Origin of the sequence: Streptococcus sp. HMSC077F03 (genome assembly GCF_001812375.1) — a bacterium.
GTDB lineage: Bacteria > Bacillota > Bacilli > Lactobacillales > Streptococcaceae > Streptococcus > Streptococcus oralis_S.
Window position 1 is genome coordinate 242,249 of sequence record NZ_KV808753.1, and the last position, 25,661, is coordinate 267,909.

Annotated in this window: 22 protein-coding genes and 3 tRNA genes; 8 read left to right on the top strand and 17 right to left on the bottom strand. The window is 36.0% G+C overall.

The window, feature by feature from the left end:
• Window positions 1–21: 21 nt before the first annotated feature.
• Genes HMPREF2853_RS02110 through yfmF form a run of 7 tightly spaced genes read right to left on the bottom strand, consistent with a single transcriptional unit; the run spans window position 22 to window position 6,401 of the window.
• The gene (locus HMPREF2853_RS02110; RefSeq protein WP_000377885.1) at window positions 22–816 is read right to left on the bottom strand and encodes an energy-coupling factor transporter transmembrane component T family protein; all 795 of its coding nucleotides are present in this window, start codon (window positions 814–816) and stop codon (window positions 22–24) included.
• A complete protein-coding gene (locus HMPREF2853_RS02115) occupies window positions 809–1,648 on the bottom strand; it encodes an energy-coupling factor transporter ATPase (protein ID WP_049501299.1) in 840 nt (279 codons plus the stop codon). The genes HMPREF2853_RS02110 and HMPREF2853_RS02115 overlap by 8 nt, the downstream gene beginning before the upstream one ends.
• Entirely contained in the window at window positions 1,633–2,460 is an 828-nt protein-coding gene (locus tag HMPREF2853_RS02120) for an energy-coupling factor ABC transporter ATP-binding protein (RefSeq protein WP_000835747.1), read from the bottom strand. The genes HMPREF2853_RS02115 and HMPREF2853_RS02120 overlap by 16 nt, the downstream gene beginning before the upstream one ends.
• Entirely contained in the window at window positions 2,457–3,002 is a 546-nt protein-coding gene (pgsA, locus tag HMPREF2853_RS02125) for a CDP-diacylglycerol--glycerol-3-phosphate 3-phosphatidyltransferase (protein WP_000712146.1), read from the bottom strand. The genes HMPREF2853_RS02120 and pgsA overlap by 4 nt, the downstream gene beginning before the upstream one ends.
• A gap of 10 nt (window positions 3,003–3,012) precedes the next feature.
• Entirely contained in the window at window positions 3,013–3,834 is an 822-nt protein-coding gene (rodZ, locus tag HMPREF2853_RS02130; protein WP_070534687.1) for a cytoskeleton protein RodZ, read from the bottom strand.
• 36 nt (window positions 3,835–3,870) lie between these two features.
• Entirely contained in the window at window positions 3,871–5,154 is a 1,284-nt protein-coding gene (yfmH, locus tag HMPREF2853_RS02135; protein ID WP_070534688.1) for an EF-P 5-aminopentanol modification-associated protein YfmH, read from the bottom strand.
• Entirely contained in the window at window positions 5,151–6,401 is a 1,251-nt protein-coding gene (gene yfmF / locus HMPREF2853_RS02140; protein ID WP_070534689.1) for an EF-P 5-aminopentanol modification-associated protein YfmF, read from the bottom strand. Before yfmF ends, yfmH begins: the two co-directional genes overlap by 4 nt.
• Window positions 6,402–6,561: 160 nt before the next feature.
• On the opposite strand from yfmF, the gene yaaA reads away from it, so the two are divergent.
• Window positions 6,562–6,930 carry a S4 domain-containing protein YaaA gene (gene yaaA / locus HMPREF2853_RS02145; protein ID WP_000455880.1) on the top strand — a complete coding sequence of 123 codons (369 nt, stop codon included), beginning with the start codon at window positions 6,562–6,564 and terminating at the stop codon, window positions 6,928–6,930.
• 2 nt (window positions 6,931–6,932) lie between these two features.
• On the top strand, window positions 6,933–8,030 hold the full coding sequence (gene recF / locus HMPREF2853_RS02150; protein ID WP_070534691.1) for a DNA replication/repair protein RecF: 1,098 nt from the start codon (window positions 6,933–6,935) through the stop codon (window positions 8,028–8,030).
• A gap of 52 nt (window positions 8,031–8,082) precedes the next feature.
• Here the strand turns inward: recF and guaB are convergent, their stop codons facing one another.
• The gene (guaB, locus tag HMPREF2853_RS02155) at window positions 8,083–9,561 is read right to left on the bottom strand and encodes an IMP dehydrogenase (protein ID WP_000073416.1); all 1,479 of its coding nucleotides are present in this window, start codon (window positions 9,559–9,561) and stop codon (window positions 8,083–8,085) included.
• Between the two features lie 162 nt (window positions 9,562–9,723).
• Window positions 9,724–10,749, bottom strand: a complete 1,026-nt coding sequence (trpS, locus tag HMPREF2853_RS02160) for a tryptophan--tRNA ligase (protein WP_000165464.1) — start codon at window positions 10,747–10,749, stop codon at window positions 9,724–9,726.
• A 195-nt stretch (window positions 10,750–10,944) separates the two neighbouring features.
• Between trpS and HMPREF2853_RS02165 the strand changes: the two genes are divergently transcribed.
• Both HMPREF2853_RS02165 and HMPREF2853_RS02170 read left to right on the top strand, forming a co-directional pair.
• Entirely contained in the window at window positions 10,945–12,567 is a 1,623-nt protein-coding gene (locus HMPREF2853_RS02165) for an ATP-binding cassette domain-containing protein (RefSeq protein WP_000958790.1), read from the top strand.
• 61 nt (window positions 12,568–12,628) lie between these two features.
• On the top strand, window positions 12,629–15,181 hold the full coding sequence (locus HMPREF2853_RS02170) for a YfhO family protein (protein ID WP_065371481.1): 2,553 nt from the start codon (window positions 12,629–12,631) through the stop codon (window positions 15,179–15,181).
• A gap of 21 nt (window positions 15,182–15,202) precedes the next feature.
• On the opposite strand, the gene HMPREF2853_RS02175 is transcribed toward HMPREF2853_RS02170, so the two are convergent.
• Window positions 15,203–17,857 (bottom strand): YhgE/Pip domain-containing protein, encoded by a 2,655-nt coding sequence (locus HMPREF2853_RS02175; protein WP_063641745.1) that lies wholly within the window; start codon window positions 17,855–17,857, stop codon window positions 15,203–15,205.
• Window positions 17,858–17,985: 128 nt separating this feature from the next.
• On the opposite strand from HMPREF2853_RS02175, the gene HMPREF2853_RS02180 reads away from it, so the two are divergent.
• Window positions 17,986–18,528 carry a TetR/AcrR family transcriptional regulator gene (locus HMPREF2853_RS02180; RefSeq protein ID WP_000665077.1) on the top strand — a complete coding sequence of 181 codons (543 nt, stop codon included), beginning with the start codon at window positions 17,986–17,988 and terminating at the stop codon, window positions 18,526–18,528.
• A 38-nt stretch (window positions 18,529–18,566) separates the two neighbouring features.
• Here HMPREF2853_RS02180 and HMPREF2853_RS02185 read toward each other — a convergent pair.
• The 7 genes from HMPREF2853_RS02185 to rlmH all read right to left on the bottom strand — a co-directional run bounded on the left by HMPREF2853_RS02185 (window position 18,567) and on the right by rlmH (window position 21,744).
• Window positions 18,567–18,640 (bottom strand) — tRNA-Asn (locus tag HMPREF2853_RS02185).
• A 5-nt stretch (window positions 18,641–18,645) separates the two neighbouring features.
• Window positions 18,646–18,717: transfer RNA gene (locus HMPREF2853_RS02190), tRNA-Glu, on the bottom strand.
• A gap of 51 nt (window positions 18,718–18,768) precedes the next feature.
• Complete coding sequence (gene comE / locus HMPREF2853_RS02195; RefSeq protein ID WP_000866082.1) at window positions 18,769–19,521, bottom strand: competence system response regulator transcription factor ComE; 753 nt, start codon at window positions 19,519–19,521, stop codon at window positions 18,769–18,771.
• Window positions 19,518–20,837 (bottom strand): competence system sensor histidine kinase ComD, encoded by a 1,320-nt coding sequence (gene comD / locus HMPREF2853_RS02200; RefSeq protein WP_049550146.1) that lies wholly within the window; start codon window positions 20,835–20,837, stop codon window positions 19,518–19,520. Before comD ends, comE begins: the two co-directional genes overlap by 4 nt.
• A gap of 20 nt (window positions 20,838–20,857) precedes the next feature.
• The gene (gene comC, locus HMPREF2853_RS02205) at window positions 20,858–20,983 is read right to left on the bottom strand and encodes a competence-stimulating peptide ComC (protein WP_000799678.1); all 126 of its coding nucleotides are present in this window, start codon (window positions 20,981–20,983) and stop codon (window positions 20,858–20,860) included.
• 164 nt (window positions 20,984–21,147) lie between these two features.
• Window positions 21,148–21,221, bottom strand: a tRNA-Arg gene (locus tag HMPREF2853_RS02210).
• 43 nt (window positions 21,222–21,264) lie between these two features.
• Complete coding sequence (gene rlmH / locus HMPREF2853_RS02215) at window positions 21,265–21,744, bottom strand: 23S rRNA (pseudouridine(1915)-N(3))-methyltransferase RlmH (RefSeq protein ID WP_000694219.1); 480 nt, start codon at window positions 21,742–21,744, stop codon at window positions 21,265–21,267.
• 185 nt (window positions 21,745–21,929) lie between these two features.
• Here rlmH and HMPREF2853_RS02220 point away from each other — a divergent pair, with 185 nt between their 5' ends.
• The 3 genes from HMPREF2853_RS02220 (at window position 21,930) to dnaA (ending at window position 25,521) form a co-directional block, all read left to right on the top strand.
• Window positions 21,930–23,126: a serine protease HtrA gene (locus HMPREF2853_RS02220; protein WP_000681804.1), complete on the top strand. Its 1,197-nt coding sequence runs from the start codon at window positions 21,930–21,932 to the stop codon at window positions 23,124–23,126.
• A gap of 57 nt (window positions 23,127–23,183) precedes the next feature.
• Complete coding sequence (locus tag HMPREF2853_RS02225) at window positions 23,184–23,942, top strand: ParB/RepB/Spo0J family partition protein (protein WP_002881154.1); 759 nt, start codon at window positions 23,184–23,186, stop codon at window positions 23,940–23,942.
• Window positions 23,943–24,159: 217 nt separating this feature from the next.
• Window positions 24,160–25,521 (top strand): chromosomal replication initiator protein DnaA, encoded by a 1,362-nt coding sequence (gene dnaA / locus HMPREF2853_RS02230; protein WP_000660630.1) that lies wholly within the window; start codon window positions 24,160–24,162, stop codon window positions 25,519–25,521.
• The last annotated feature ends 140 nt before the right edge of the window (window positions 25,522–25,661 follow it).

A 25,661-nucleotide genomic window follows, 5' to 3' on the forward strand; every position in this document is an offset into this window, starting at 1 on the left:
CTTATCAATCCTACAAACCTACTAAGATTTTAAGAAAAATAAGAAACATCCCAGTATCAAAATCACAAGAATTGCCAGTGTATCCTTTTGACTCCATCTCAATTGTCTATACTGACTTCTACCCTTTCCTCCCTGATAACCACGCGCTTCCATCGCTATTGCCAATGAATCTGCACGCTTTAAGCTCGTCGCAAAAAGAGGAATTAAAATTGGAATCATAGCCTTTACTTTTTGAACGATGCTGCCTTCGCCAAAGTCAACTCCACGGGCTTTCTGAGCATTCATAATTCGCGTCGTGTCATCCATCAATGTTGGAACAAAACGCAAACTCATTGATAACATGAGGCCAATTTCATGAACGGGAACTTTCACACGTTTTAGCGGTGCTAAAAGAGCTTCAACTGCGGTTGCCAGACTCAAAGGCATGGTCGTTAATGTTAGCAAGGTTGAAAAGAAAATAATCAACACAAAACGACAGAAAATGATTCCTGCTTGTTGCAAAGCATAATCCGTTATTCTTATAAAAGAAAACTCAAATAGGACATTTCCACTTGAAATGAAAAAGAGCTGAAAAAGAGTCGTAAAGGCGATCAAAAAGAACATGGATTTTAATCCCTGAACGAAAAATGAGAGAGAAACGCCCGATAATGCGATAAATATACCTGTCGCTACAAACAGAACGAGATTGGTGAGAGGATTATTGGCCCAAAATACAATCAAAATCAGCAGGATCATGGCAAGCAATTTACTACGTGGATCCAAGCGATGAATGATGGAATCTCCTGGTATATAACGCCCTAAAATCATACTATCCATTTAGCGACTCCTTAAACTCCTCTATCTTGATTGGCAGTTTTTTAAAAGCTACACCTCTATCTGCCAAACGCTTACAAAAGGCTGTGATTTTAGGCACACCTAACTGTACCTTTTCCATAGAGGCTACATCTTGAAAGACATCACTTGGTTTGCCACTTTTGACCAAACGCCCCTTTTCCATAACATAAACCTGATTAGCATATGCAGCTACATCATCCATCAAATGCGTTACCAGAACGATTGTCATTCCAGAAAGGTGGAGTTCTTTAAACAAGGTCATCAATTCTTTTCTGCCCAAAGGATCAAGCCCTGCTGTCGGCTCATCCAAAACCAAAACAGTTGGCTCCATCGCTAGCATACCTGCTATAGCCACACGTCTCATCTGGCCACCCGAAAGTTCAAACGGGCTACGCTCAAAGAGTGACTCATCGATGCCTACCAAGGCTAACTTTTCACGCGCAATTTTCTTGGCCTCTTCCTCAGAAACTCCAAAATTTTGCGGTCCAAATGCAACATCTTTCAAAACAGTCTCTTCGAAAATCTGATTTTCAGCAAATTGAAACACTAGACCAACCTGCTTTCGAATCTGACGAATTTCTTTATTGGTTGATGTAGGGGTAATGACAGTATCAAAAACTCGAACAGAACCCTTACTTGGTACCAATAGGCCATTTAAAAGCTGTAAAATCGTTGATTTCCCACTACCTGTGTGCCCTACCAAAGCCGTATAGGAACCATCCTCAATCGTCAAGGAAACATCAGTCAAGGCTGATGAAGATAGGGGAGTCCCCTCTTGATAGGTAAAGCTCACATTTTCTAGAGTAATTCCCATAACTTGTCCTCTAGCTCTCTTTCTGTCAAATAGCCATCCGGCAACTGATAGCCAGTCTCTCTCAAAGAGCCTCTCAATTGATTAGCAAAAGGCTCATCTAACCCTATCTGGTCAAGGTCATCCCGAGAAAAAAGTTCTCTTGGGCTACTGGTTGACTCCACTTGGCCTTTTTTCATGACCAAGACACGGTCACTCATCGCAACTTCCTCTAAATCATGTGTAATGGAGACGACTGTCATCTGGTGGTCTTTTCGAATCTCTTGAACTGTCTGAATCAGTTCTCTGCGTCCCTCAGGATCCAACATACTTGTAGCCTCGTCCAAAATCAAAATAGCTGGTCTCAGGGCAACAACTCCCGCAATAGCCACACGCTGTTTTTGTCCACCAGATAAACGAGCTGGTTCTCTATTCTTAAAGTCCAGCATCCCTACCAACTCCAAAGATTCGGCCACTCTCTTCTTCATTTCTTCACGAGGAAGTCCCTGATTTTCTAAACCAAAGGCAACATCATCTTCAACAGTCGCCCCCACAAATTGGTTATCTGGATTTTGAAAAACCATACCAATTTGACGGCGTAAGTCCCAAACGTTCTCAGAGGACAGCAATTGCCCATCTATCCAGATTTCCCCAGACTCTGCTTCAAGCAATCCATCAATCAAACGGATAGTTGTCGATTTTCCACTCCCATTATGACCTACAATCGAAAGCCATTCTCCCCGTTTCACGTGAAACGAGACATTATTAACGTCATAATGTTCCTGGTCTTCCTTGTAACGAAAAGACAGATTTTTTACTTCAATAATCGATTTCATTTCGAACCAAATGTCCCTTTGAATACATGAGCGCTACCCTTGAAATAATCATAGCCAGAGTAGATAGTGAAAAACAAAGCGATATAAAGCAACAGCTGACCAATTAAATTCCAATGTAAGAGCAAAAAGATAATGGCAAACATCTGGCTAAAGGTCTTGATTTTCCCTGGCATCGCTGCTGCTAGAACCGTCCCTCCCGTCTCAACAAGCAACAAACGCAAGCCTGTCACCGCAAGTTCACGACAGATGATAATAGCAACAACCCAAGCTGGAGCCATACCTAACTCAATCAACATGATAAAAGCTGACATAACCAACAGCTTATCAGCCATCGGATCTGCAAATTTTCCAAAATTGCTGACTACATTCCATTTACGAGCAAGGTAGCCATCAAGATAATCCGTTACACTAGCAACTGCAAAAATTATCGCTGCTAGCAAATGACCGCCTTGTGAATGGCCCAAAGTCAAAATAAGAATAAAGAGAGGTATAAAGAGAATTCTACCAATAGTTAATACATTAGGAATTTGTTCTTTTTTCATTGATTTTTCCTTAATCTGTAGTAAATGTAAGTGTTACAGTTCCAGTCTGAGTTGTCAGCTTCGAAGTATCAATCGTTTGATTGTCCACAGTCACAGTAACTCCCTTCACTACACCTAAAGTAATGGCAACGGGATTCTTAGTTGAAACTGTTGTTTTTGCATTCTTATTGTCTGCGGATAGTGTCACACCACCCTCCAGCTCACTTCCTGAAACACTAACCCAACTAGCTTCATCTGAAACTGCCAATTGAACAGTAGCGGTTTCCTTATTCGTTTTATACCGAGCTTCAATGCGGTTTCCTTCGCCTGACACTGTAATAGTTGATTCCGTAGTAGAAGACGAGCTAGACGTCTGACTACTAGAAGATGAACTAGATGAGGTGGTTGAACTAGTCGAGCTCACAACACTATAATTAGCTGAAGAAGGACTTGGCTGAGTTTGGATGTAGTTCCAGACATAGTAAGTGACAAAAATTAAAATTGACAAAGCAAATAGGACGAAATAAAACAAGGGGAGATAAGACGTTTTTTTCTTATTTGACCGTCTGCGACCAGACAAGTCTTCTTCATCGACATCTACCTCTTCATAAGTGATCATACTACCTGAATCATATGCATCCAAAACAATTCTTTCATCTAACTCTACTGCCCAGGCATATTTTCTTAAAAAAGAACGAGCATAGAAGGTACTAGGAAGTTGATCAAAATCATCTGCCTCCATAGCTTCTAGAAAATGCAACTGAATTTCAGTTTTTTCCTGCAATTCTTCTAAACTCAATCCCTGGTTAATTCTAGCTAAACGTAGAACCTCGCCAATTGTTTTTTTTCTCATACTTACCATTCCTTCTTTCTAGTGTTCTTGCCTTATTTAGGCTGGAAAAATTGTAAAATCAACTAGATCACCATTATCAATCAAACGATGCCCAGCTTCTAGAACATCCTCCAAAGTAATTTCCTGTAAAATTTTCGGAAAATCAAAAATTGTTTCTCCGCGATCCATCGGATCGTATTGAGTTGCAATAAATTCCAAAGAGTTCATACTACTGAAAAACTCCCCAAACATCTCACTCTTAACAAGATCTAAATGTTCCTCGGTAATATCCGCATCATTACTAAACTGACGAATCGCTTTACGAAATTGATGCGACAGAGAAACAGGCTCTTTGGTGTCCATTGTCAATATCACAAAATGAAAGCGACTGTTGACTTCAATCTCAAGTGACAATGACGCGTCTAACTTCCCAGACTCATATAACCTTTGAAAACGATCAGAAGTCCAACCAAACATCATCGTAAATAGTAATTTCAATAAAATATTGTAACGATAAGACTCAGCTTCTGTTATTTGCCCATTACCTCTAATCGCAACAGCAAGTTTTGGTGAAGAAACTTCCATCCGAAGACTATCTGTTTGCTTCACAGGCTGTAAGGGTAGTTGCTCTTTTGTAACTGTAAACTGTTCTAGAGTCTTCTTTTCCTTTTTCGAAAAGTATTCCTCAACAACTTTTACATCAATATTTCCAACTAAAAACAGTGACATGTTGACAGGTTTGTAAAAGTCTGTAAAGTTCTCTTTTAAATTTGAAACTTGAATCTCAGAAATTGATTTTTCACTTCCAACTATATCTGTTGCTAAAGGAGTATCAGGATAAAGGTTGGCTAATGTTGCAAAAAACAAACGTGAGTCTGGATCATCTTGGTACATTTCTCGTTCTTGCTGGATAATAGCCTGTTCCCTAAAAACAGACTCTTCTGTAAAATGAACATCTCCAACTAACTCATCTAGCAAATCTAAATTCTCTAATAGATGGTCAATTGTTGAAAAAAGATAGCTGGTCTTAGTAAAGCTTGTAAAGGCATTACTGTCCGCACCTAATCGAGTAAACGCAGCCATTATATCCTCAGAATTTTCTCTTTCAAACAATTTATGTTCAAGAAAATGTGCAATTCCTGCTGGATGATGACGTAAACCTTTTTCCAAGCTTGTATAAGTTGCATCTACAGAACCAAATTGAACCGTTACAATCCCATAAACCTCATTGAAATCTTGTTTAGGAAGTAAAGAAACTGTCAACCCATTTGACAATCTTGTTTTGTAGACTGTTTCCTTTACAGCAGGATAGTATTTTTCTTCAAAAGTAACCTTTGTCATTCTACTCCTTCCATAAAGTAAATCGCTTGTAACTTCAAACTGTTGGCAACTTTACAGACAGCTTCTTTATCAACACTCTCTAATTTTGCCACCAATCGATCCATATCAAAGCTTGATTTTCCAAATAGAGCATTCAAATAGACTCTTTCAACTAGGGTCTGTTGATTATCTTGAGCCATCAACAAAGATCGTCGAATCATCTCCTTTGTTTGTTCAAGCTCAAAATCTGTAAAGTTACCCTTTTTCAGATCTAGCAATTGATGATTCATCATTTTTCTAGCCTGATTTCGATTTTCTCTATCAATACCCGCATACATCCTTAACAGACCACTAAACAAATCCAATTGACTCGAGACTGTATAGGCTATTCCAGCATTTTCACGAACGTTTGTAAAAAGTTTTGAATGTGCAAATTCACCCAACAAACCATTCATCACAAGCATGGGCAAATGCTCATCATCACCATATTTTACAGGAGAATGATAGCCTAATTCCAAAATAGATTGCCCAACATTCCTCTGAAACATTCCTTCTCGTAGAACATTCGAATAAGATTGATGGTACTGGATAGTGACGCCGTTCTCTCTAGCTGTAAAGGGTAATGACTTCAGTGATTCTGTAATTTCTACTTCATTGAAGTCACCTAAGAAAAAGAAATCAATACGATCATTTTTCAGAGCATCTTGAAAGCAAGTGTAGCTACTTTCCGGAGACTCATTTAAAATGCTATTTCGTAAATCACTGTATCTCAATTGAAGACGCTCATCATGGAAGAACAAGCTATCCAACTCCTTATGAGCAAAATAAAATGAATCATCCATATCAGTAGCTAAACTAGCCAATAACTGTTTTCTTTCAATTTCAAATAGGGCTGGCTCAAAAGCACTATCTTGAGCTAAGGGAGCAAATAAAGTCTGTTTCACCAATTCCAAAATTCGAGAAGTCAAGACATTTTTTTTACTCAAGAACTCATCTCGCACGTAGGTAAATGTTAAGTCAAGAATATGTGCCTGTCCTCTACGATAAGCACTTGTGGAAATATCTGTTCCATATAAACTTGCCAAGTATCTGCGAAATGCTTGTGATGTGGGATAAGCTTTATTTGCCGTCTCCAACATACTTGCACTTAACATGCGTCCTGCTATTGTCTCAAGAGATAAGGGAGCAGTAAAACGAATAGTGATTTTATTTGTTTTAAACTTTTTGGATTGAACAAAATGTGCTGAAATTCCAGGCACTAATTCCATACCTTACCTCCTTACATATAGAGTTCTATTATACCACGAAAATCAAAATTTTTCTTGTTCTCTTTATAGCTTTAAAGAGTAAAACCGTTTTCATTTCAACTAACTTTCCTTCAGCTATTTCAAGGAAAATATGGTATAATACCAAAGATTGAGGTGAATTATGGAATACAAATTATTTGAAGAATTTATTACGCTCCAAGCCCTCCTAAAAGAACTTGGAATTATACAAAGCGGTGGTGCTATCAAATCCTTTTTAATGGATCATCAAGTTTACTTTAATGGTGAGTTAGAAAGTAGACGTGGGAAAAAAATTCGTGTTGGAGATACGATTGACATTCCTGATTTAAAGATTGACATCACCTTGACACAACCAAGTTTAAAAGAGCAAGAAGAGTATCAAGCAGATAAGATTGAGAAAGAGCGAATTGCTAAACTTGTCAAAGAGATGAATAAAGGTGTCAAGAAAGAAAAACAAAAAACTTCTTCATCACCTAAAACCAAACAAGTTCCACGTTTTCCAGGAAGATAACCATGTGGCTCCAACATTTAACAATTAAAACCTTTCGAAACTACAAAGAGGCAAAAATTGATTTCAATCCAAAATTAAATGTCTTTCTAGGTCAAAATGCACAAGGAAAAACCAATATTCTAGAGGCAATCTATTTCTTAGCCTTGACACGTAGTCATCGGACTCGTACAGATAAAAATCTCATTCATTTTGATAACGAGCAACTCCATCTTTCTGGCTTGCTACAGAAAAAAACAAGCTCTATCCCTCTAGAAATTGATTTAACACCAAAAGGGCGTGTGACTAAGGTCAATCACTTAAAACAAGCGCGCCTATCAGACTACATTGGACATATGAATGTTGTCCTCTTCGCGCCTGAAGATCTCCAGCTAATTAAGGGAGCACCTTCTGTCCGTCGAAAGTTTATAGACATCGAACTGGGACAAATTAAACCAATCTACTTGTCAGACTTGTCAAACTATAACCATATACTCAAGCAGAGAAATACTTACCTAAAATCCAGCCAAAAGATTGATGAAACATTTCTGTCAGTCTTAGATGATCAGTTAATAGATTATGGTTGTCGCGTTATAAAGCATCGGATAAAATTCATTAAAGACTTAGAGAAATTTGGCCAAAAAAAACACTTAGAAATTTCAAATAAATTAGAAGAACTGTCAATATCTTATCAATCATCTATCAACTTCACTAATGAAGAACAGCTAACAAGTTCCTTTAAAATTGCTTTAGATAAAAGCAGATCCAGAGATTTATTTAAAAAGAATACTGGAGTTGGCCCTCATCGAGATGATATTTCTTTTTATATCAATGGTATGGATGCTAGTTTTGGAAGCCAAGGTCAACATCGTAGCCTTGTTCTTTCTATAAAACTGGCGGAAATTGAGCTAATGGAAAGTATTACCAATGAGTCTCCGATACTACTGCTTGATGATGTTATGAGCGAACTTGACAATACACGGCAACTAAAATTACTAGAAACCATTTCTCAATCTATCCAAACCTTTATTACAACAACAAGTTTAGACCACTTACAAAACTTGCCAGAAAACCTTAGTATTTTCAACATTCAAAATGGTAAAATTTCTGTAAATCAACATTGACAACTTTGTAAACAAAAAGAACTCCTGAAAATCAGGAGTTCTTTTTTACTACTTACATAGAGTAGTTTGGTGCCTCATTAGTGATTTGTACATCATGAGGATGGCTTTCTTTTAGACCAGCCCCAGACATTTCAATAAATTGTGCATTATCATGTAGTTCTTTAAGGTTAGCTGCACCACAGTAACCCATACCAGAGCGAATACCACCAATCATTTGGAAGACAATATCAGCTGCTGCGCCTTTATAGGCAACACGGCCTTCAATTCCTTCTGGAACAAGTTTGTTTGCTTCATTGACAGAACCTTGGAAGTAACGGTCACTTGAACCTTTCTTCATTGCAGCGATTGATCCCATACCACGGTAAGTCTTAAACTTACGTCCTTGGAAGATTTCCGTTTCACCTGGTGCTTCGTCTGTTCCAGCGAACATTGATCCAAGCATAACCGCATTTCCACCTGCAGCAAGGGCTTTTACAATATCTCCAGAATACTTGATTCCACCATCAGCAATGATTGTTTTTCCATATTCACGCGCAACTGCTGCTGCATCATAGATTGCTGTCACTTGTGGGACACCAACCCCTGCAATCACACGAGTAGTACAGATAGAACCTGGTCCGATACCGACTTTGACAACATCTACACCTGCATCATAAAGAGCACGCGCACCTTCAGCAGTTGCAATATTACCTGCAATCAAAGTGCGGTCTGGGAAGTGAGCACGAATTTCAGCAATTTTACGTAGAACCCCAGCAGAGTGACCATGTGCAGTATCAATTACAATCGCATCCGCTCCTGCTTCAAAAAGAGCCTCTGCACGTTCAAATGTATCTGAAGTGACACCTACCGCACCAGCAACTAGAAGACGACCAAACTCATCTTTTGCTGCATTAGGAAATTCAATTACTTTTTCGATATCTTTAATAGTAATCAAGCCAGAAAGACGACCTTCTTCATCAACCAAAGGAAGTTTTTCAATACGGTGTTCTTGAAGAATGCTTTCAGCTGTTGCAAGATCTGTACCAACAGGAGCAGTAACAAGATTTTCACTAGTCATATGGTTTGAGATTGGCTGATTGTAATCTGAAATAAAGCGAAGATCTCGGTTTGTTAGAATACCAACCAATTTACGATTTTCAAGTGTCTCCACAACTGGAACACCACTGATACGGTAACGTCCCATCAGTTCATCTGCTTCAGCAATCGTGTGTTCTGGAGTCAAGAAGAATGGATCAATAATAACACCATTTTCAGAACGTTTTACCTTACGAACTTCATCTGCCTGTTGCGCAATAGACATATTTTTATGGATTACTCCAAGACCACCTGCACGAGCAATGGCAATAGCCATTTGACTTTCTGTGACTGTATCCATGGCGGCTGTTATAATTGGGATATTTAAAGTCAGATTATCTGCCAATTTTGTTGTTAAATCTGCATCATTAGGCAACACATGACTTTCTGCTGGAATGAGCAATACATCATCAAAGGTAAAACCTTTTTTTAAAAATTTAGTATCCCAATTAGACATTGAAGTTTCCTCTTTTCTTTCTTTTTGAGCTTGACTCTTTTTGTATTGTATCTATCATACCATTCTATGAAAATTTGTCAATTATATTTATGGTAGAAATCATAAAAAAACTATCCCTGTGATCCTATGGAAGAGATAGTTTTACGATTCATATTTTATCTATTATTTAAAATAATTTAGTCCCATTGCTCCCTTAACTTCAGATAGAGTTTGCCCCGCAACCTCACGGGCTTTTTCACTACCTTTTTGAAGCATATTGTACACTTCTCCCATATCCTTAGCAAATTCGATACGGCGCTCACGAATAGGACCAAGTTCGCGTTCTAATATTTCAAGTAGATAACGTTTCGTCTTTACATCACCAAGACCACCACGTTGATAATGTTCTTTCATATCTGCAATGTCTTGAGCATCTTCTGGACGACCAAATACATCTAGATAATGGAAAACCATATTTCCTTCAATCTTACCTGGATCCTCAACCCGAATATGGTCTGGATCAGTATACATGCTCATGACTTTTTTACGCAACGTATCCACATCATCAGCTAGATAAATACCATTATTAAGGGATTTAGACATTTTAGCATTTCCATCTAAACCTGGCAAACGCCCTGCCCTCTCATTTTCTGGATAAATACCTTCCGGCTCCACCAAGACCTCACAATTATAAGCATGATTAAAGGAACGAACAATCTCACGAGTTTGCTCAATCATTGGTTTCTGATCTGTCCCAACAGGAACATAATTAGCCTTGAAGGCAGTAATATCTGCTGCTTGCGCAATCGGATAAACTAAAAATCCTGTCGGAATACTTTCTCCAAACCCTTTCTGAGCGATTTCTGTTTTCACTGTAGGATTGCGCTCTAAACGTGCTAGTGACACCAAATTCATATAGTACATAGATAGTTCAGCTAACTCTGGAATCTGACTTTGAATAAAGATAGTTGATTTACTTGGATCTAATCCAACTGCTAGGTAATCTAAGGCAACATTCCCAATAGATTCTACAATCGTTTGAGGGTCTTTAGCGTGATCTGTCAATGCTTGTTGGTCCGCCAAAAAAACAAACATCTCATACTTGTCTTCTTCCTGCAGTAATACTCTATTTTTTAGACTCCCAACATAATGTCCAATATGCAGTTTTCCTGTTGGGCGATCTCCTGTTAAAATAATGGGTTTCGTCATTTTTTTCTCCTTCGAAATGGTCTCTTCAATTATAGCATTTTTTTGTTAAAATAACAGAAAATTATTTAAATCAAACAACTAACTCATTGTAAACAGACCTGTAAACTTAATTGACATAAAATTGACAAACAAAAATTTGAATATTTCTCTCTTTTCTAGTAGAATAAATATATTACATATTATAGGAGAAAAACATTGCTTACAGTATCTGATGTTTCACTACGTTTTAGTGATCGCAAACTTTTTGATGATGTCAATATCAAATTTACAGAAGGAAATACATACGGATTGATTGGTGCTAATGGTGCTGGGAAGTCTACATTCTTAAAAATCTTAGCTGGTGATATCGAGCCTACAACTGGTCACATCTCTCTTGGTCCAGATGAACGTCTCTCTGTTCTCCGTCAAAATCATTTTGACTATGAAGATGAGCGAGTTATTGATGTCGTTATTATGGGAAATGAAAAACTTTACAACATCATGAAAGAAAAAGATGCCATTTACATGAAGGAAGATTTTTCCGATGAAGATGGTGTTCGTGCAGCCGAACTCGAAGGTGAATTTGCTGAACTTGGAGGTTGGGAGGCAGAAAGTGAAGCATCTCAATTACTTCAAAACCTAAACATTCCAGAAGAATTGCACTATCAAAACATGAGCGAATTGGCCAATGGTGAAAAAGTGAAGGTTCTCCTTGCTAAAGCACTTTTTGGCAAACCAGACGTTCTTCTCTTGGACGAGCCGACCAACGGGTTGGACATCCAATCTATTACTTGGCTAGAAGACTTCTTGATTGACTTTGATAACACCGTTATTGTAGTATCCCACGACCGTCACTTCTTAAACAAAGTGTGTACTCATATGGCCGACCTTGACTTTGGAAAAATCAAACTCTATGTCGGAAACTACGACTTCTGGAAGGAATCTTCTGAGCTTGCTGCTAAATTGCTAGCAGACCGTAATGCCAAGGCAGAAGAAAAAATTAAGCAATTGCAAGAATTCGTTGCTCGCTTCTCTGCCAACGCTTCTAAGTCAAGACAAGCAACGTCTCGTAAAAAAATGCTTGACAAGATTGAATTAGAAGAAATTGTTCCTTCTAGTCGTAAATACCCATTTATCAACTTTAAAGCAGAACGTGAGATTGGTAATGATCTCTTGACAGTAGAAAATCTAACTGTAAAGATTGATGGCGAAACTATCCTAGACAATATTAGTTTCATCTTGCGTCCAGGTGATAAGACAGCTCTTATTGGACAAAATGACATCCAAACGACTGCATTAATTCGTGCAATTATGGGTGACATTGACTATGAAGGAACTGTCAAGTGGGGAGTTACTACTAGCCGTTCTTACTTGCCAAAAGACAACTCGGCTGATTTTGCAGGAGGAGAGTCAATCCTTGACTGGTTACGTCAATTTGCAAGTAAAGAAGATGATGACAATACCTTCCTACGTGGTTTCCTCGGTCGTATGCTCTTTTCTGGAGATGAGGTTAACAAACCTGTAAACGTCTTGTCAGGGGGAGAAAAAGTACGTGTCATGCTTTCAAAACTCATGCTCTTGAAATCAAATGTCCTTGTACTTGATGATCCAACAAATCACTTGGACTTGGAATCTATCTCAAGCTTGAACGATGGATTGAAAAACTTTAAAGAATCAATCATCTTTGCCAGTCATGACCACGAGTTCATTCAAACTTTAGCAAACCATATCGTTGTTTTGTCTAAGAATGGCGTCATTGATCGTATCGATGAAACCTATGATGAATTCCTAGAAAATGCAGAAGTACAAGCAAAAGTTAAAGAACTTTGGAAAGATTAAATAAGACTTCAAAACTCAGTTGGGGTAACCAACTGAGTTTTCTATCATTCTACGAGGTAACATGAAATCATTTTTTAAAACATATTGGACCTATTTTGTTTCTTTCATCATTCCTTTAGTAATTATGACTGGAGTATACCTAACTCAAGGTATCTACTGGAATAGCGATACATCTCCACTATTAGGAGACGGTTTCCATCAATACGTTATTTTTGATGTGGCTTTACGAAATATTTTACATGGAAATGGTAGTTTGTTTTACACCTTTACAAGTGGCCTCGGACTGAATTTCTATGCTCTATCTAGTTATTACTTGGGTAGTTTTCTCTCACCTCTGGTTTACTTTTTTAATCTGTCGAATATGCCAGATGCTGTTTATCTGACCATTCTCTTAAAATTTGGATTGATTGGTCTGTCAACCTTCTTTAGTTTGACTAGATTATTTAAAGATATCCCAAAATTTTTAAAACTTGCCTTATCTACTTCCTATGCTTTAATGAGCTTCATTGTCAGTCAGTTAGAGATTAAAACCTGGCTAGATGTTTTTATCTTGATTCCTTTAATTATAACTGGTTTACACCTACTTATAACACAAAAGAAGCGCCTACTATACTTTGCAAGTTTGTCAATCTTATTTATTCAAAATTATTATTTTGGGTATATGACAGCATTGTTTCTTATTTTCTGGTATCTCTGCCAAATTTCTTGGGACTTTAAAACTCGAAAATCATCTTTTCTTGATTTTGTTGTTACCTCCTTTTTAGCTGGAATGGCTAGTTTGATTATGACTCTTCCTACACTGTTTGATTTACAAACTCATGGAGAGAAGTTGACTGCCATCACAAAATTAAAGACAGATAGTAGCTGGTATCTGGATATTTTCGCAAAACAATTCATTGGATCTTTTGATACAACTAAGTATGGATCTATACCAATGATTTTTGTTGGATTGCTTCCTTTTATTTTGACCATTCTATTTTTCACAATAAAATCCATAAGGTTTCACGTGAAACTTACTTATGCAATTTTCTTTATTTTTTTAATAACAAGCTTTTACATAGAAGCACTTGATTTATTTTGGCAAGGGATGCATACCCCAAATATGTTTTTGCATCGCTATGCTTGGATTTTTTCCACTCTGTTAATTTATACTGCAGCAGAAGTCTTAAATCGTCTGAAAGAACTGAAGCTCTGGAATCTATTTGTCTCACTTTTTCTTGTACTAACAGGATTTTTGGCTACTATCTATTTTAAATCGCACTATTCTTTTCTAACTGATTTGAATATCCTACTCACTCTTGAATTTCTACTAGTTTATGCTCTTTTACTTCTTGCAGTCATTAGAAAATTTATCTCTGTAAATCTATTTGCAATTCTTTTGTCTTTATTTATAATAGCTGAGATAAGCTTAAATGCATCATCTCAAATGGAAGGAATAGCTAAAGAATGGGCCTTTGCTTCTCGTAGCGCCTATAATAGAGATATCACCGCTATGGAATCCATTCTAAACCAAATTGACAATTCATTTACACGTACTGAAAAACTGCAAATTCAGACTGGGAATGACAGTATGAAATTTAACTACAATGGAATCTCTCAATTTTCGTCTGTACGAAATCGTTCAGCTAGCACTAGTTTGGATAAACTGGGATTCAAATCCTCTGGAACTAACCTCAATCTCCGTTATGCAAATAATAGTCTTTTAGCAGATAGTTTATTTGGAATCCAGTACAATATTTCTGAAACTTCACTTGATAAGTATGGCTTTCAAGAGATTTATCAAAAGGATCATTTAACCTTATATAAAAATCAACTCTCTTTACCCATTGCCTTTGCCACTCAATCTATTTACACCGATGTAAACTTTAATAATCACACTCTAGATAATCAGGCTTTATTTATAAACCAGCTTGCTAATCTCAACATGGATTACTTCTCCCAAATAGCATCTGATAAAACAGATACTTCAGATGGTTTAACGAGCATCACAGGTTCTGCGAATGAAGATGCAAAGATTGATTATCAAATTGAGGTTCCTCAAAATAGTCAAGTCTATCTCTCTTTTTCAAATCTTCATTTTACAAACGATAAGCAAAAGAAAGTTGACATCATTGTCAATGGAAAAAAAAAGACTTTTACAACTGACAATGCATTTAATTTCTTTAATTTGGGTTATACTGAAGAACGACAAACTTTCAATATCAGTGTTAGTTTCCCTGGAAATTCTCAGGTGTCATTTGAATCCCCAACCTTCTATCGTTTAGATACTCAGGCTCTTACTGAGGCAATTCAAAAGATTAAAGAACAACCTGTAGAAGTATCCACCTCTAAAAATAAAGTCTTTGCTACATATGAAGTAAAACAAGATACCTCTATTTTCTTCACTATTCCTTATGACAAAGGTTGGTCTGCATACCAAGATGGGAAAAAACTTGAAATCAAGCAGGCTCAGACTGGTTTTATGAAAGTTGATGTTCCAAAAGGAAAAGGCACCATTACACTTTCCTTTATCCCCAATGGTTTTGTTATTGGAGTAGCCTGCTCACTAACTGCCCTTCTTCTTTTTGGGATCTATAATCACAGACGAAATTTATCTAAGACAGAAAAAGATTGACCAATTCCTTGGCCAATCTTTTTAATCTTCTTCCATTTTCTTAGGTTGATAAGCTAGCATACCTAAAGCAGTAAAGAAAGCTAGTGTTATAATAAGGAAAATCACTTGGTGATGAATATTTCCTGTCATAGAGATTGTTTGTCGTAAGCCTGATACAGAATAACTCATTGGTAACCAAGGATTGACACCTTTGAAGAAATCATTTGTCAAAGCAAGGGGATAGGTCCCTGCACTTGATGCTAACTGTAATAAAAGTAAAATAAGAGAGAAGAAAGCTCCAATACGGCTATTCCAAGTTGTTAAAGCTGTCACCATAGACATGAAAGCTAAACTTGTGATTATAATTAGAATCAAGGTCCTCATCCCATGGTTCGCAGTCAATCCAATAAGATGGACACCTCCATAAACTAAAACACCTGCTAAGACAGCTATAATCCCATTTATTTCAGAACGAGACTTCAACCAAGCCCAACGGCTCTCTGGATGACGTCCAGAAGGCAACTTAGCAAAAATCATATTGGTAGATATAGCAGCAACAAAAAGAGCAACTGATATCATATAAGGAGCCATAGCAATCCCATTTACAGGGACTTGGTCATTGTCTGTTTTTGAGAGAACTAGAGGTTCAGATAATGTTTCTGCATTTTTAGATTCTGTTGAAGCTGATTTAAGTTGAGTATTTGCATTACCTAATCCTTGTCCTAATGAATCAACTCCTGTCTGTAAATTTTCAAGACTAGAGGTTAAGGTTGTTCCACCATCTGCTAGTTTTCCAGCACCATCTGCTATCTTCATAGCGCCACTTCCTAGTTGAGATGCTGCAGAAAGTAACTGTGTTGATTTATCTGTTAATTGACTAGAGCCAAATTGTAATGTAGTAAGACCTGCTATCAGCTCTGGGCTCTTATTATTCAATTGAGCAGAACCAGATGACAAACTTTCTATACCTGATACTAATTCTGGAGCTTTTCCAGCTAACGCATCTACTCCAGCTGTCAAGGTTGATGTATTTTCTGTCAACTTACTTGATCCAGAAACTAATTTATCTAGACTAGTTGTTAAACTTGTATTTTTTTCACTTAGTTGATTAGCACCAATAGAAATAGTATCCAATCCTTTAGTGTAGTTTACAACACCTTTTTCAATTGACTGACTTCCAGGAACTAACTGATTATTTACAGAAGTTTGTAATGTTGTAAATCCATTTGACAATGTTGTCAAGGAGCTAGATGCTGCAGGTAAGAGTTGATTTGCTTTCGTCTGCACATCAGATAGATTAGATACTTGTTGTTCTGAATTCTCTATACTTTCTTTTAATCCCCCTACTGTCGTTAAAATTGTTTTTGCTGACTCAATAGTAGAATTAGAATTTTTAGAAATAGCTTCTGTCAGTTCTTTCTTTTGTTCCTCTGTAAGAGATTGATAAGTAGCTGTTGATTGAAGGTTAGCAATAGTTTTCTCTTGTTCTGTCTGACTTTTTGTCACAATATCCTGAGCAAGAGTTGTTAGATTTGGCAAAGCTTCTGACAATGTACTTTTCAGTTGAGTATTATCTGATATTTTAAGAGCTTGTAGTGTTTTATTTAGTTCTCCTAAGCTTGTTGCCAATTGCGCTATTTCTTCACTTTGTTGAGATGAGGACTCTAATTGACTTGAAATTTCTTTAATACCAGTATTTAATTGCTCCATTCCATCTCTTAGTGTATCTGATTGATTGGATAATTGACTTGTTCCGTTAGAAAGTTCTTTCACACTACTTGTATAAGCATTTACACCAACTGAAAATTGATTGAGACCTGTATCCAGTTGTGAAACGCCACCTGTATAGGACTTTATACCTGTATTTAGCTGATTTACACCTGTCACCAACTCAGGAGTTTTTGAAGCTAATTGACCAAGTCCAGTGTCAACTTGTGAGACAGCATTTGTATAACTTTGTAAACCACTATTAAAAGTTCCTAAACCAATATGTAATTGCTCTATAGCAGACACATAGCTAGATAAGCCTTTTGTAAATTGATCCGCTCCATTTGAAAAAGTTACAGTTGAATTAGCTAGAGTATTAAGATTTGTCGTCAACGTTTGACTTCCCGTCACCAACTGATCGGCTCCATTAGCCAATTGTTCACTTCCTTCAGCTGCCTTATTTATTCCAGATTTCAAATCATTCATTTTTTGAAATAAAGCCTTAGTGTATGTTTCCGTAACATTAGTAGAGACAGTTTGTTTTAATTGTGTCATTGCAGAATCACTCATCTTACTTGCAATAAAGCTATGCCCACTTGACGTCTGATAATCAATCTGCATCTGTTCAGGATGATTCGTTAGGATAGAAGTAGCTTTTTCAGATAAGTCACTTGGTAAAGTCACTACCATGTAGTAGTCACCATCTTCTAGCCCTTTTTCCCCTTCCTCTTCATTAACAAAGTGAAAATCTAAAACCTTATTTTCTTTTAAATTAGACACCATGTCTTCACCAATTGTCATAGTCTGTCCATTATAAGAAGCTTCCTTATCTTTATTGACAACTGCCACAGGTAACTCCGATACTTGACCATATGGATCCCACATGGACGATAAAAATATAATGTTGTATAAAGCTGGAATGAGAGAAATCCCTATCATTACAATGATAAAGGTCGGTTTTTTAAATATTGCTTTCCATTCTTTAAACATGTTTCCTCCTTTTTTACACATATTGTCTAAAATTTTGATATAATAGATTATACATCAAAAAATCTAAATTACAAGGTAAAAAATAATTTTTTAGACACATAGTCTATTTTTGTTTACAAGGAGAAATTATGAAAGAAAGTAACAAACGTTTAAAAACAAAACGAATTATCGAAAATGCCATGGTTCAATTATTGATGGACCAGCCCTTTGATCAAATTTCTACTGTCAAATTAGCAGAAAAAGCCGGAATTAGTCGTTCTAGCTTCTACACTCACTACAAAGATAAGTATGATATGATTGAACACTATCAAAGTAAGTTATTTCATACATTTGAATATATCTTCCAAAAACATGTTCATCATAAAAGAGATGCTATTCTAGAAGTATTTGAATATCTAGAATCAGAACCACTTCTGGCTGCTCTTCTTTCTGAAAATGGAACCAAAGAAATCCAAAATTTTTTGAGAAATAAACTGCATATTATGCTTAGTACTGATCTTCAGAAACGTTTTATGCAACTACAACTAAATTCAATTGAGTTAGAATATAGCAGTATTTATCTAACAAATGCCCTATTTGGTGTTTGTCAGACTTGGATTGCTCATGGGAAAAAAGAAAGTCCGCAAGAAATGACAGACTTCCTTATGAAAATGTTAGGTGATACAAACTAAGAATAAAAAGAACACCAGATGGTGTTCTTTTTATCTAACTCCGCCAGTAGGACTCGAACCTACGACATCATGATTAACAGTCATGCGCTACTACCAACTGAGCTATGGCGGATAAAATAGTCCGTACGGGATTCGAACCCGTGTTACCGCCGTGAAAAGGCGGTGTCTTAACCCCTTGACCAACGGACCATCTATCTGTAGCAGATATAACCATTATATCAATTTCTTACTTATTGTCAATCACTTTTTAGATTTTTTCTCTAGAATATCTTTTAGTTTACGAACTTTCAAACGGGTAATAGGACAACGATGATCTTCATAAAAGACAACTTCTAAATTTTTTCGATCAATTTCTCTCACATTTCCTACATTGACAAGGAAAGATTTATGGGAGCAATAAAATCGCTGGGTATGTTTGTCCTTCTCCTGAATATCTGTCATAGTTCCATAAAACTCTTTGGCAAAATTCTTACCAATAATTCGCAATTTATGAGAAACACCTGTTGTTTCGATATACAGAATATCATGGTAAGGAATTTTCAAATCATTTCCCTTATAGTTGTAATCAAAATAGTCTACAACATCTTCGTTTTCAAGCAGCATGCTCTTAGTGTAAAAAATACTCTGCTCGATACGTTTTTTGAACAATTCATCATTGATGTCCTTATCTACAAAATCTAAAGCTGATACCTGATACTTATAAGTTAAAGTAGCGAATTCAGATCGACTGGTAATAAAGACAATAATAGCATAAGGATTGTGATGACGAATAAACTGAGCCACTTCAAATCCCTTTTTCTCAATTCCATAAATATCGATATCTAGGAAATAAAGCTGGTTTACTTCATCATTTTCGATATATTCCTTAAACTCACGAACTTTTCCTGTTGTCTTATATGAAATAGGAATATTCGATTCCTCAGAGATTTCATTCAATATTCTCTCTAGTCTCACTTGATGCTCAATAACATCTTCTAAAATTAATACTTTCATTCGAATTCCCTCTTAAATCTAATAATTTGTCTAAATGTGTTGTCTTCCATCTCTGTTTCTAAGATAATGTTGTCATACTTATCTAAAATCTCTTTGACATTATTAAGTCCTAGACCTCTATTTCTTCCCTTGGTAGAGAAACCTAAGGCAAATAGATCCTCTGAAGGCGTCATAGTGATTTTGCATGAATTTTGGATAACTATAACTGTTTCAAAATCCATTTTAATGACTGCAACTTCCATTTGTTTCAAATAACTATCTGCAGCACCTTCAACGGCATTGTTTAGTAAAATGCTCATGATACGAACAAGATCAAGTAAATCTATTGACAGTCTAGTAATGATATCCTTTACTTCCAATGTAAACTCTACATCATTTTTTCGTGCATAGACAATCGATTGAGCAATTAAACTTCGTAAAGCAGAATCTTCTATATTATTTAAATCAAAGTAAGTATATTTTTCTGACCTCAATTTCTGATTTGCTTTTACTAGGACTTCATTGTAAACCCTGTTAATTTCTTGTAAATCTCCACTGTCAATCGCCATTTGCATGCTGACAAGCATTCCTGCATAATCATGACGAAAACCTCGAATTTCATTATACAACTCCACAATTTCATCAGTATAAGTCTGTAAATGTTTTTGTTCAAATTTCTTTTGTTTTAGAGCAATCTCTTTTTCAATTTGAATCTTGTGAGAATTCATTGCAAAGAAAATCAATAACAAGCAAATAAAAACAATGGTTGATAAAATACTTCCGAAGCTATTTAAATGATGAGTTGTACTTACTATATCTGAAATAAACAATAAGATATGTAAACCAAAGAAAGCAACTATTACTTTTTTTAAAAAAGGATACAGATAATCTTTATCAAAATATTTAATATCCAGATGAAAATAACGAATTATTATTAGAATAGAAAAATAAGTCATTAACAATACTACTAAAAGGAATGTACTTTTATAGTGTAATACTACTTCATCTCCTATTATAGAAGATAAGGTTACGGATATAAAAGTATGAGTACTGTGATATAATAAAGACAGTAGTAAACTGATAAAAATAGCTTTGTATTTTTCAGACTTCTTTAACTTTCTTAAATAAAGGTACACAACCAAAGGAAATAAAAATTTAGACAAAGCAAAACTATTAGAAAATACTAGTGTAATAATTTCTTCAAGTATAAAAACTGAGATGCATGTGTAAGAGAAAAAAACAATTTGTTCTTTTCTATTTATTTTACAAATCCATTCATAACTTTTGCTAATGATGAGAAAATAAAAAATAGCTATCCCTAATCCAAATAAATCCATTACTCTCTACCTTTATTTCATTACTTTCTTCTTGGAAAAATAAGATTACGAATTGTTTCTGAAATTCTCCAATCTCCACCTCGAATCTCCTGCAATTCTGCCTCTGTTACCTCTTTAAATTGTTCCAACTTTACTGTATTTTTCATAATGAAATCTCCTGTATTATTTTTTCTTGTAAGTTAACTTACACACCTATTATACAAAATGAAGACCATGTAAGAAAAAATTCTTCCCAACTGTACATTTTTGCACCTGAAACGCACTTTTTTAAGAAAAAAGCTGGGATTTACCCCAGCTTCGCATCTAAAATTGATCCCAGCAGGATTCGAACCTGCGACCGTTCGCTTAGAAGGCGAATGCTCTATCCAGCTGAGCTATGAGACCTAACATGACCATTCTATCAAAAAACAAGAGCTAAGTCAATCTTCTATTTGTGGTAAGGAGAACCCTGTTGAATTGTAAAAGCACGGTAAATTTGTTCAACTAAAACCAATCTCATTAACTGATGTGGTAATGTCAGACGTCCAAAACTGACAGAAAGATTGGCTCTATTTTTTACAACAGGAGCTAGACCCAAACTCCCTCCAATGATAAAGGTAAGCGTTGAATATCCTTTGATAGAAGCTTGCTCTAGTTGCTTACTAAATTCCTCTGAGGAGAGTGTTTTTCCTTCAATAGCTAGTACAACGACAAAGTCCCTTTCTCCAACCTTAGAAAGAATTCTTTCACCTTCTGTTTCCAAGATTTTTTGATTTTCTAATTCACTGGCTTTGTCAGGTGTCTTCTCATCAGTAAGCTCAATCATTTCTAATTTGGCGAAACGTGAAATTCGTTTGGTATATTCAGCAATACCATCTTTAAGGTATTTTTCTTTTAATTTTCCCACTGTTACAATTTTTATTTTCATTCTTCTATTCTATCATATCCACACTTCATTTCACATCTTATACACACAAAAATCATTCAAAATTACTAGTAAATTCACAGAATAAAACGAGTTATCCACAACTTGTGTAAAACTTTAAGCTTTTAAGTTTGAATTAAGTTAATAGGTTTATAATCTGAGTAAATAAATAACAAACGGAGGCGTTTATGAAACACTTACAAAAATTTTACAAAAAAGGAGTTAAAGTTCTAATAATCATTCTAATCGGATTTTTAAGTGGTGCCTTAGGAAGTTTCGTAACATTACAACTTTATCAAAAACAAGGAAATCAAGCTACGAATAATAATTCTGGCACTGTCACTCAAACATCCTATAAAAATGAAAACTCAACCACTCAAGCAGTAAATAAAGTTAAGGATGCTGTTGTCTCAATCATTACTTATTCTTCTTCTAGCAGTAGACAAAGTAGTGTATTTAATGCTGATGACACTAACTCTGATTCAGACAATCAACAAATCGCAAGTGAGGGATCAGGTGTCATCTATAAAAAGGATGATAAAGATGCCTATCTTGTAACTAATACTCACGTTATCAATGGAGCTTCAAAAGTTGATATCCGCTTAGCAGATGGTACCAAGGTTCCTGGTGAAATTGTCGGATCTGATACCTTCTCTGATATTGCTGTCGTTAAAATTTCTTCAGAAAAAGTTACAACAGTGGCAGAATTTGGGGATTCAAGTCAACTTAGTGTTGGAGAAACAGCGATTGCTATCGGTAGTCCTCTAGGTTCAGAATATGCTAATACAGTTACACAGGGGATTATTTCAAGTCTTAATCGAAATGTTTCTCTAAAATCTGAAGATGGTCAAGCTATTTCAACAAAAGCCATTCAAACAGATACAGCCATTAACCCTGGTAACTCTGGTGGTCCACTTGTAAACATTCAAGGACAAGTAATTGGTATTACATCAAGTAAAATTGCAAGTAATGGTGGAACATCTGTAGAAGGTCTTGGTTTTGCAATCCCTTCAAACGATGCACAAAATATCATTAAACAGCTTGAAAGTGATGGTAAAGTGACTCGTCCTGCTCTTGGAATTCAAATGGTCAATCTGTCAAATGTTGGAGCTAGTGATCTTAGAAAACTTAACATTCCAAGTGGCCTCACTTCAGGTGTAGTTGTTCGATCTGTTCAAAACAATATGCCAGCAAATGGACATCTTCAAAAATACGATGTCATTACCAAAGTTGACGACAAAGAGATTGCCTCATCAACAGACCTACAACACGCTCTTTACAATCATGCTATTGGAGATACTATCAAAGTAACCTACTACCGTAATGGTAAGGAGGAAACAACCTCAATTAAACTAGATAAGAATTCTGGTGATTTAGAGTCTTAATTGACGTCAGTATAAAGAAAACTTTACAGAAAGTAAAAGATATGTTAGTGTAGAATCATGGAAAAATTTGAAATGATTTCTATCTCTGAAATACAAAAGAATCCTTACCAACCTCGGAAAGAATTTGATGTAGAAAAATTAAAGGAATTGGCTCAGTCAATCAAAGAAAATGGGCTAATCCAACCAATCATCGTTCGTCAATCTCCTGTAATTGGTTATGAAATCCTTGCAGGAGAGAGACGATATCGAGCTTCTCTCTTGGCTGGTCTGACCTCTATTCCAGCCGTTGTAAAGCACCTCTCAGATCAGGAAATGATGATTCAGTCAATCATTGAGAATTTGCAGAGAGAAAATTTAAATCCTGTTGAAGAAGCACGCGCCTACGAATCTTTAGTAGAAAAAGGATTTACTCACACTGAGATAGCAGATAAAATGGGGAAATCTCGTCCTTATATCACTAATTTTATTCGTTTGCTTTCCCTACCAGAATATATCTTAACTGAAGTAGAAAATGGAAAAATTTCTCAAGCGCATGCACGTTCACTTGTTGGTTTGGATAAAGAGCAGCAAGACTATTTCTTCCAACTAATCAAAAATGAAGATATTTCTGTGAGAAAGTTAGAAGCACTTCTTACAGATAAAAAACACAAGAAGCAAAAAAAAAGTGATTCTTTCATCAAAGACGAAGAAAATCAATTAAAAAAACTACTCGGTTTAAGTGTAGAAATTAAACTTTCAAAAAAAGATACTGGAAAGATTATTATCTCCTTTTCAAGTCAAGAAGAATACGATAGAATTATTAACAGCCTGAAATAAGGCTGTTGTTTTATTTTCTCAACCCACAAATTTATCCACCAATTTTTTTTATCAAAAAGCCTACTAAATCAAGGATTTTTCTATTTATCCCCAACCTGTGGATAAATACTGCTAACATTGTGGATTCTTTTCCCCAATCTGTGGAAAAATCCTACTATCTATGGTAAAATAAGTCTAGCACTAAACTACTAAAATCATAGTAAAGGAGGAAAAATAGTTGAAAGAAAAGCAATTTTGGAATCGTATTTTAGAATTTGCTCAAGAAAGATTGACGCGATCTATGTATGATTTCTATGCTACACCTGCTGAACTCATCAAAGTAGAAGAAAACACAGCTACTATATTTCTACCGAGATCAGAGATGGAAATGGTGTGGGAAAAGCAATTAAAAGATATTATTGTTGCTGCTGGTTTTGAAATTTATGATTCTGAAATCAAACCTCACTATATTTTCACTAAACCTCAGAGTACAGAATCTCCTCAAGTAAATGATACGAATAGTGTCTCTACTTACGATTACACGCCTGCACTACCAACGATTCCCTATTCCGAAACAGGGTTAAAAGAAAAATATACCTTTGATAACTTTATTCAAGGTGATGGGAATGTTTGGGCGGTGTCAGCTGCACTAGCTGTATCTGAAGATTTAGCTCTGACCTATAATCCTCTTTTCATCTATGGAGGACCTGGTCTTGGAAAGACTCACTTGCTCAATGCGATTGGAAATGAGATTTTGAAAAATATTCCTGATGCGCGTGTCAAGTACATTCCTGCCGAAAGCTTTATCAATGACTTTCTTGAACACTTGCGACTTGGGGAAATGGAAAAGTTCAAAAAAACTTACCGTAGCCTTGATCTCTTATTGATCGATGATATCCAATCTCTCAGTGGCAAAAAAGTCGCGACCCAGGAAGAATTTTTCAATACCTTCAATGCTCTTCATGATAAGCAGAAACAGATTGTCCTAACCAGTGATCGAAGTCCTAAACACCTAGAAGGACTTGAAGAGAGACTTGTCACACGCTTTAGCTGGGGATTGACGCAAAATATCACTCCTCCTGACTTTGAGACACGTATCGCCATTCTTCAAAGTAAAACAGAGCACTTGGATTACCATTTCCAAAGTGATACTCTGGAATACTTGGCTGGCCAATTTGATTCAAATGTTCGAGAATTGGAAGGAGCAATCAACGATATCACCTTAATTGCCAGAGTGAAGAAGATTAAGGATATTACTATTGATATTGCTGCGGAAGCTATTAGAGCACGTAAGCAAGACGCCCGCCAGATACTTGTTATTCCAATTGAGAAAATCCAAACTGAAGTTGGTAATTTTTATGGAGTGAGTGTCAAAGAAATGAAGGGGACGAGACGAGTTCAAAACATCGTTTTAGCGCGTCAAGTTGCTATGTATCTAGCTAGAGAATTGACAGATAACAGTCTTCCAAAAATCGGAAAAGAATTTGGCGGAAAGGATCACACCACCGTTATTCATGCCCATGCTAAAATCAAATCATTGATTGACGAAGACGATAATTTACGTTTAGAAATAGAAGCAATCAAAAAGAAAATTAAGTAGCTTGTGGATAACTTTTTATTTCTTATCTTTTTTATCCACATTTTTTAAACAAGCTTAGGAGCTTAAGTTTACTAAATAGCACTCAGTTTTCCACAGAATTCACACACTCTATTATTACTATTAACTTTCTAATACTAAAA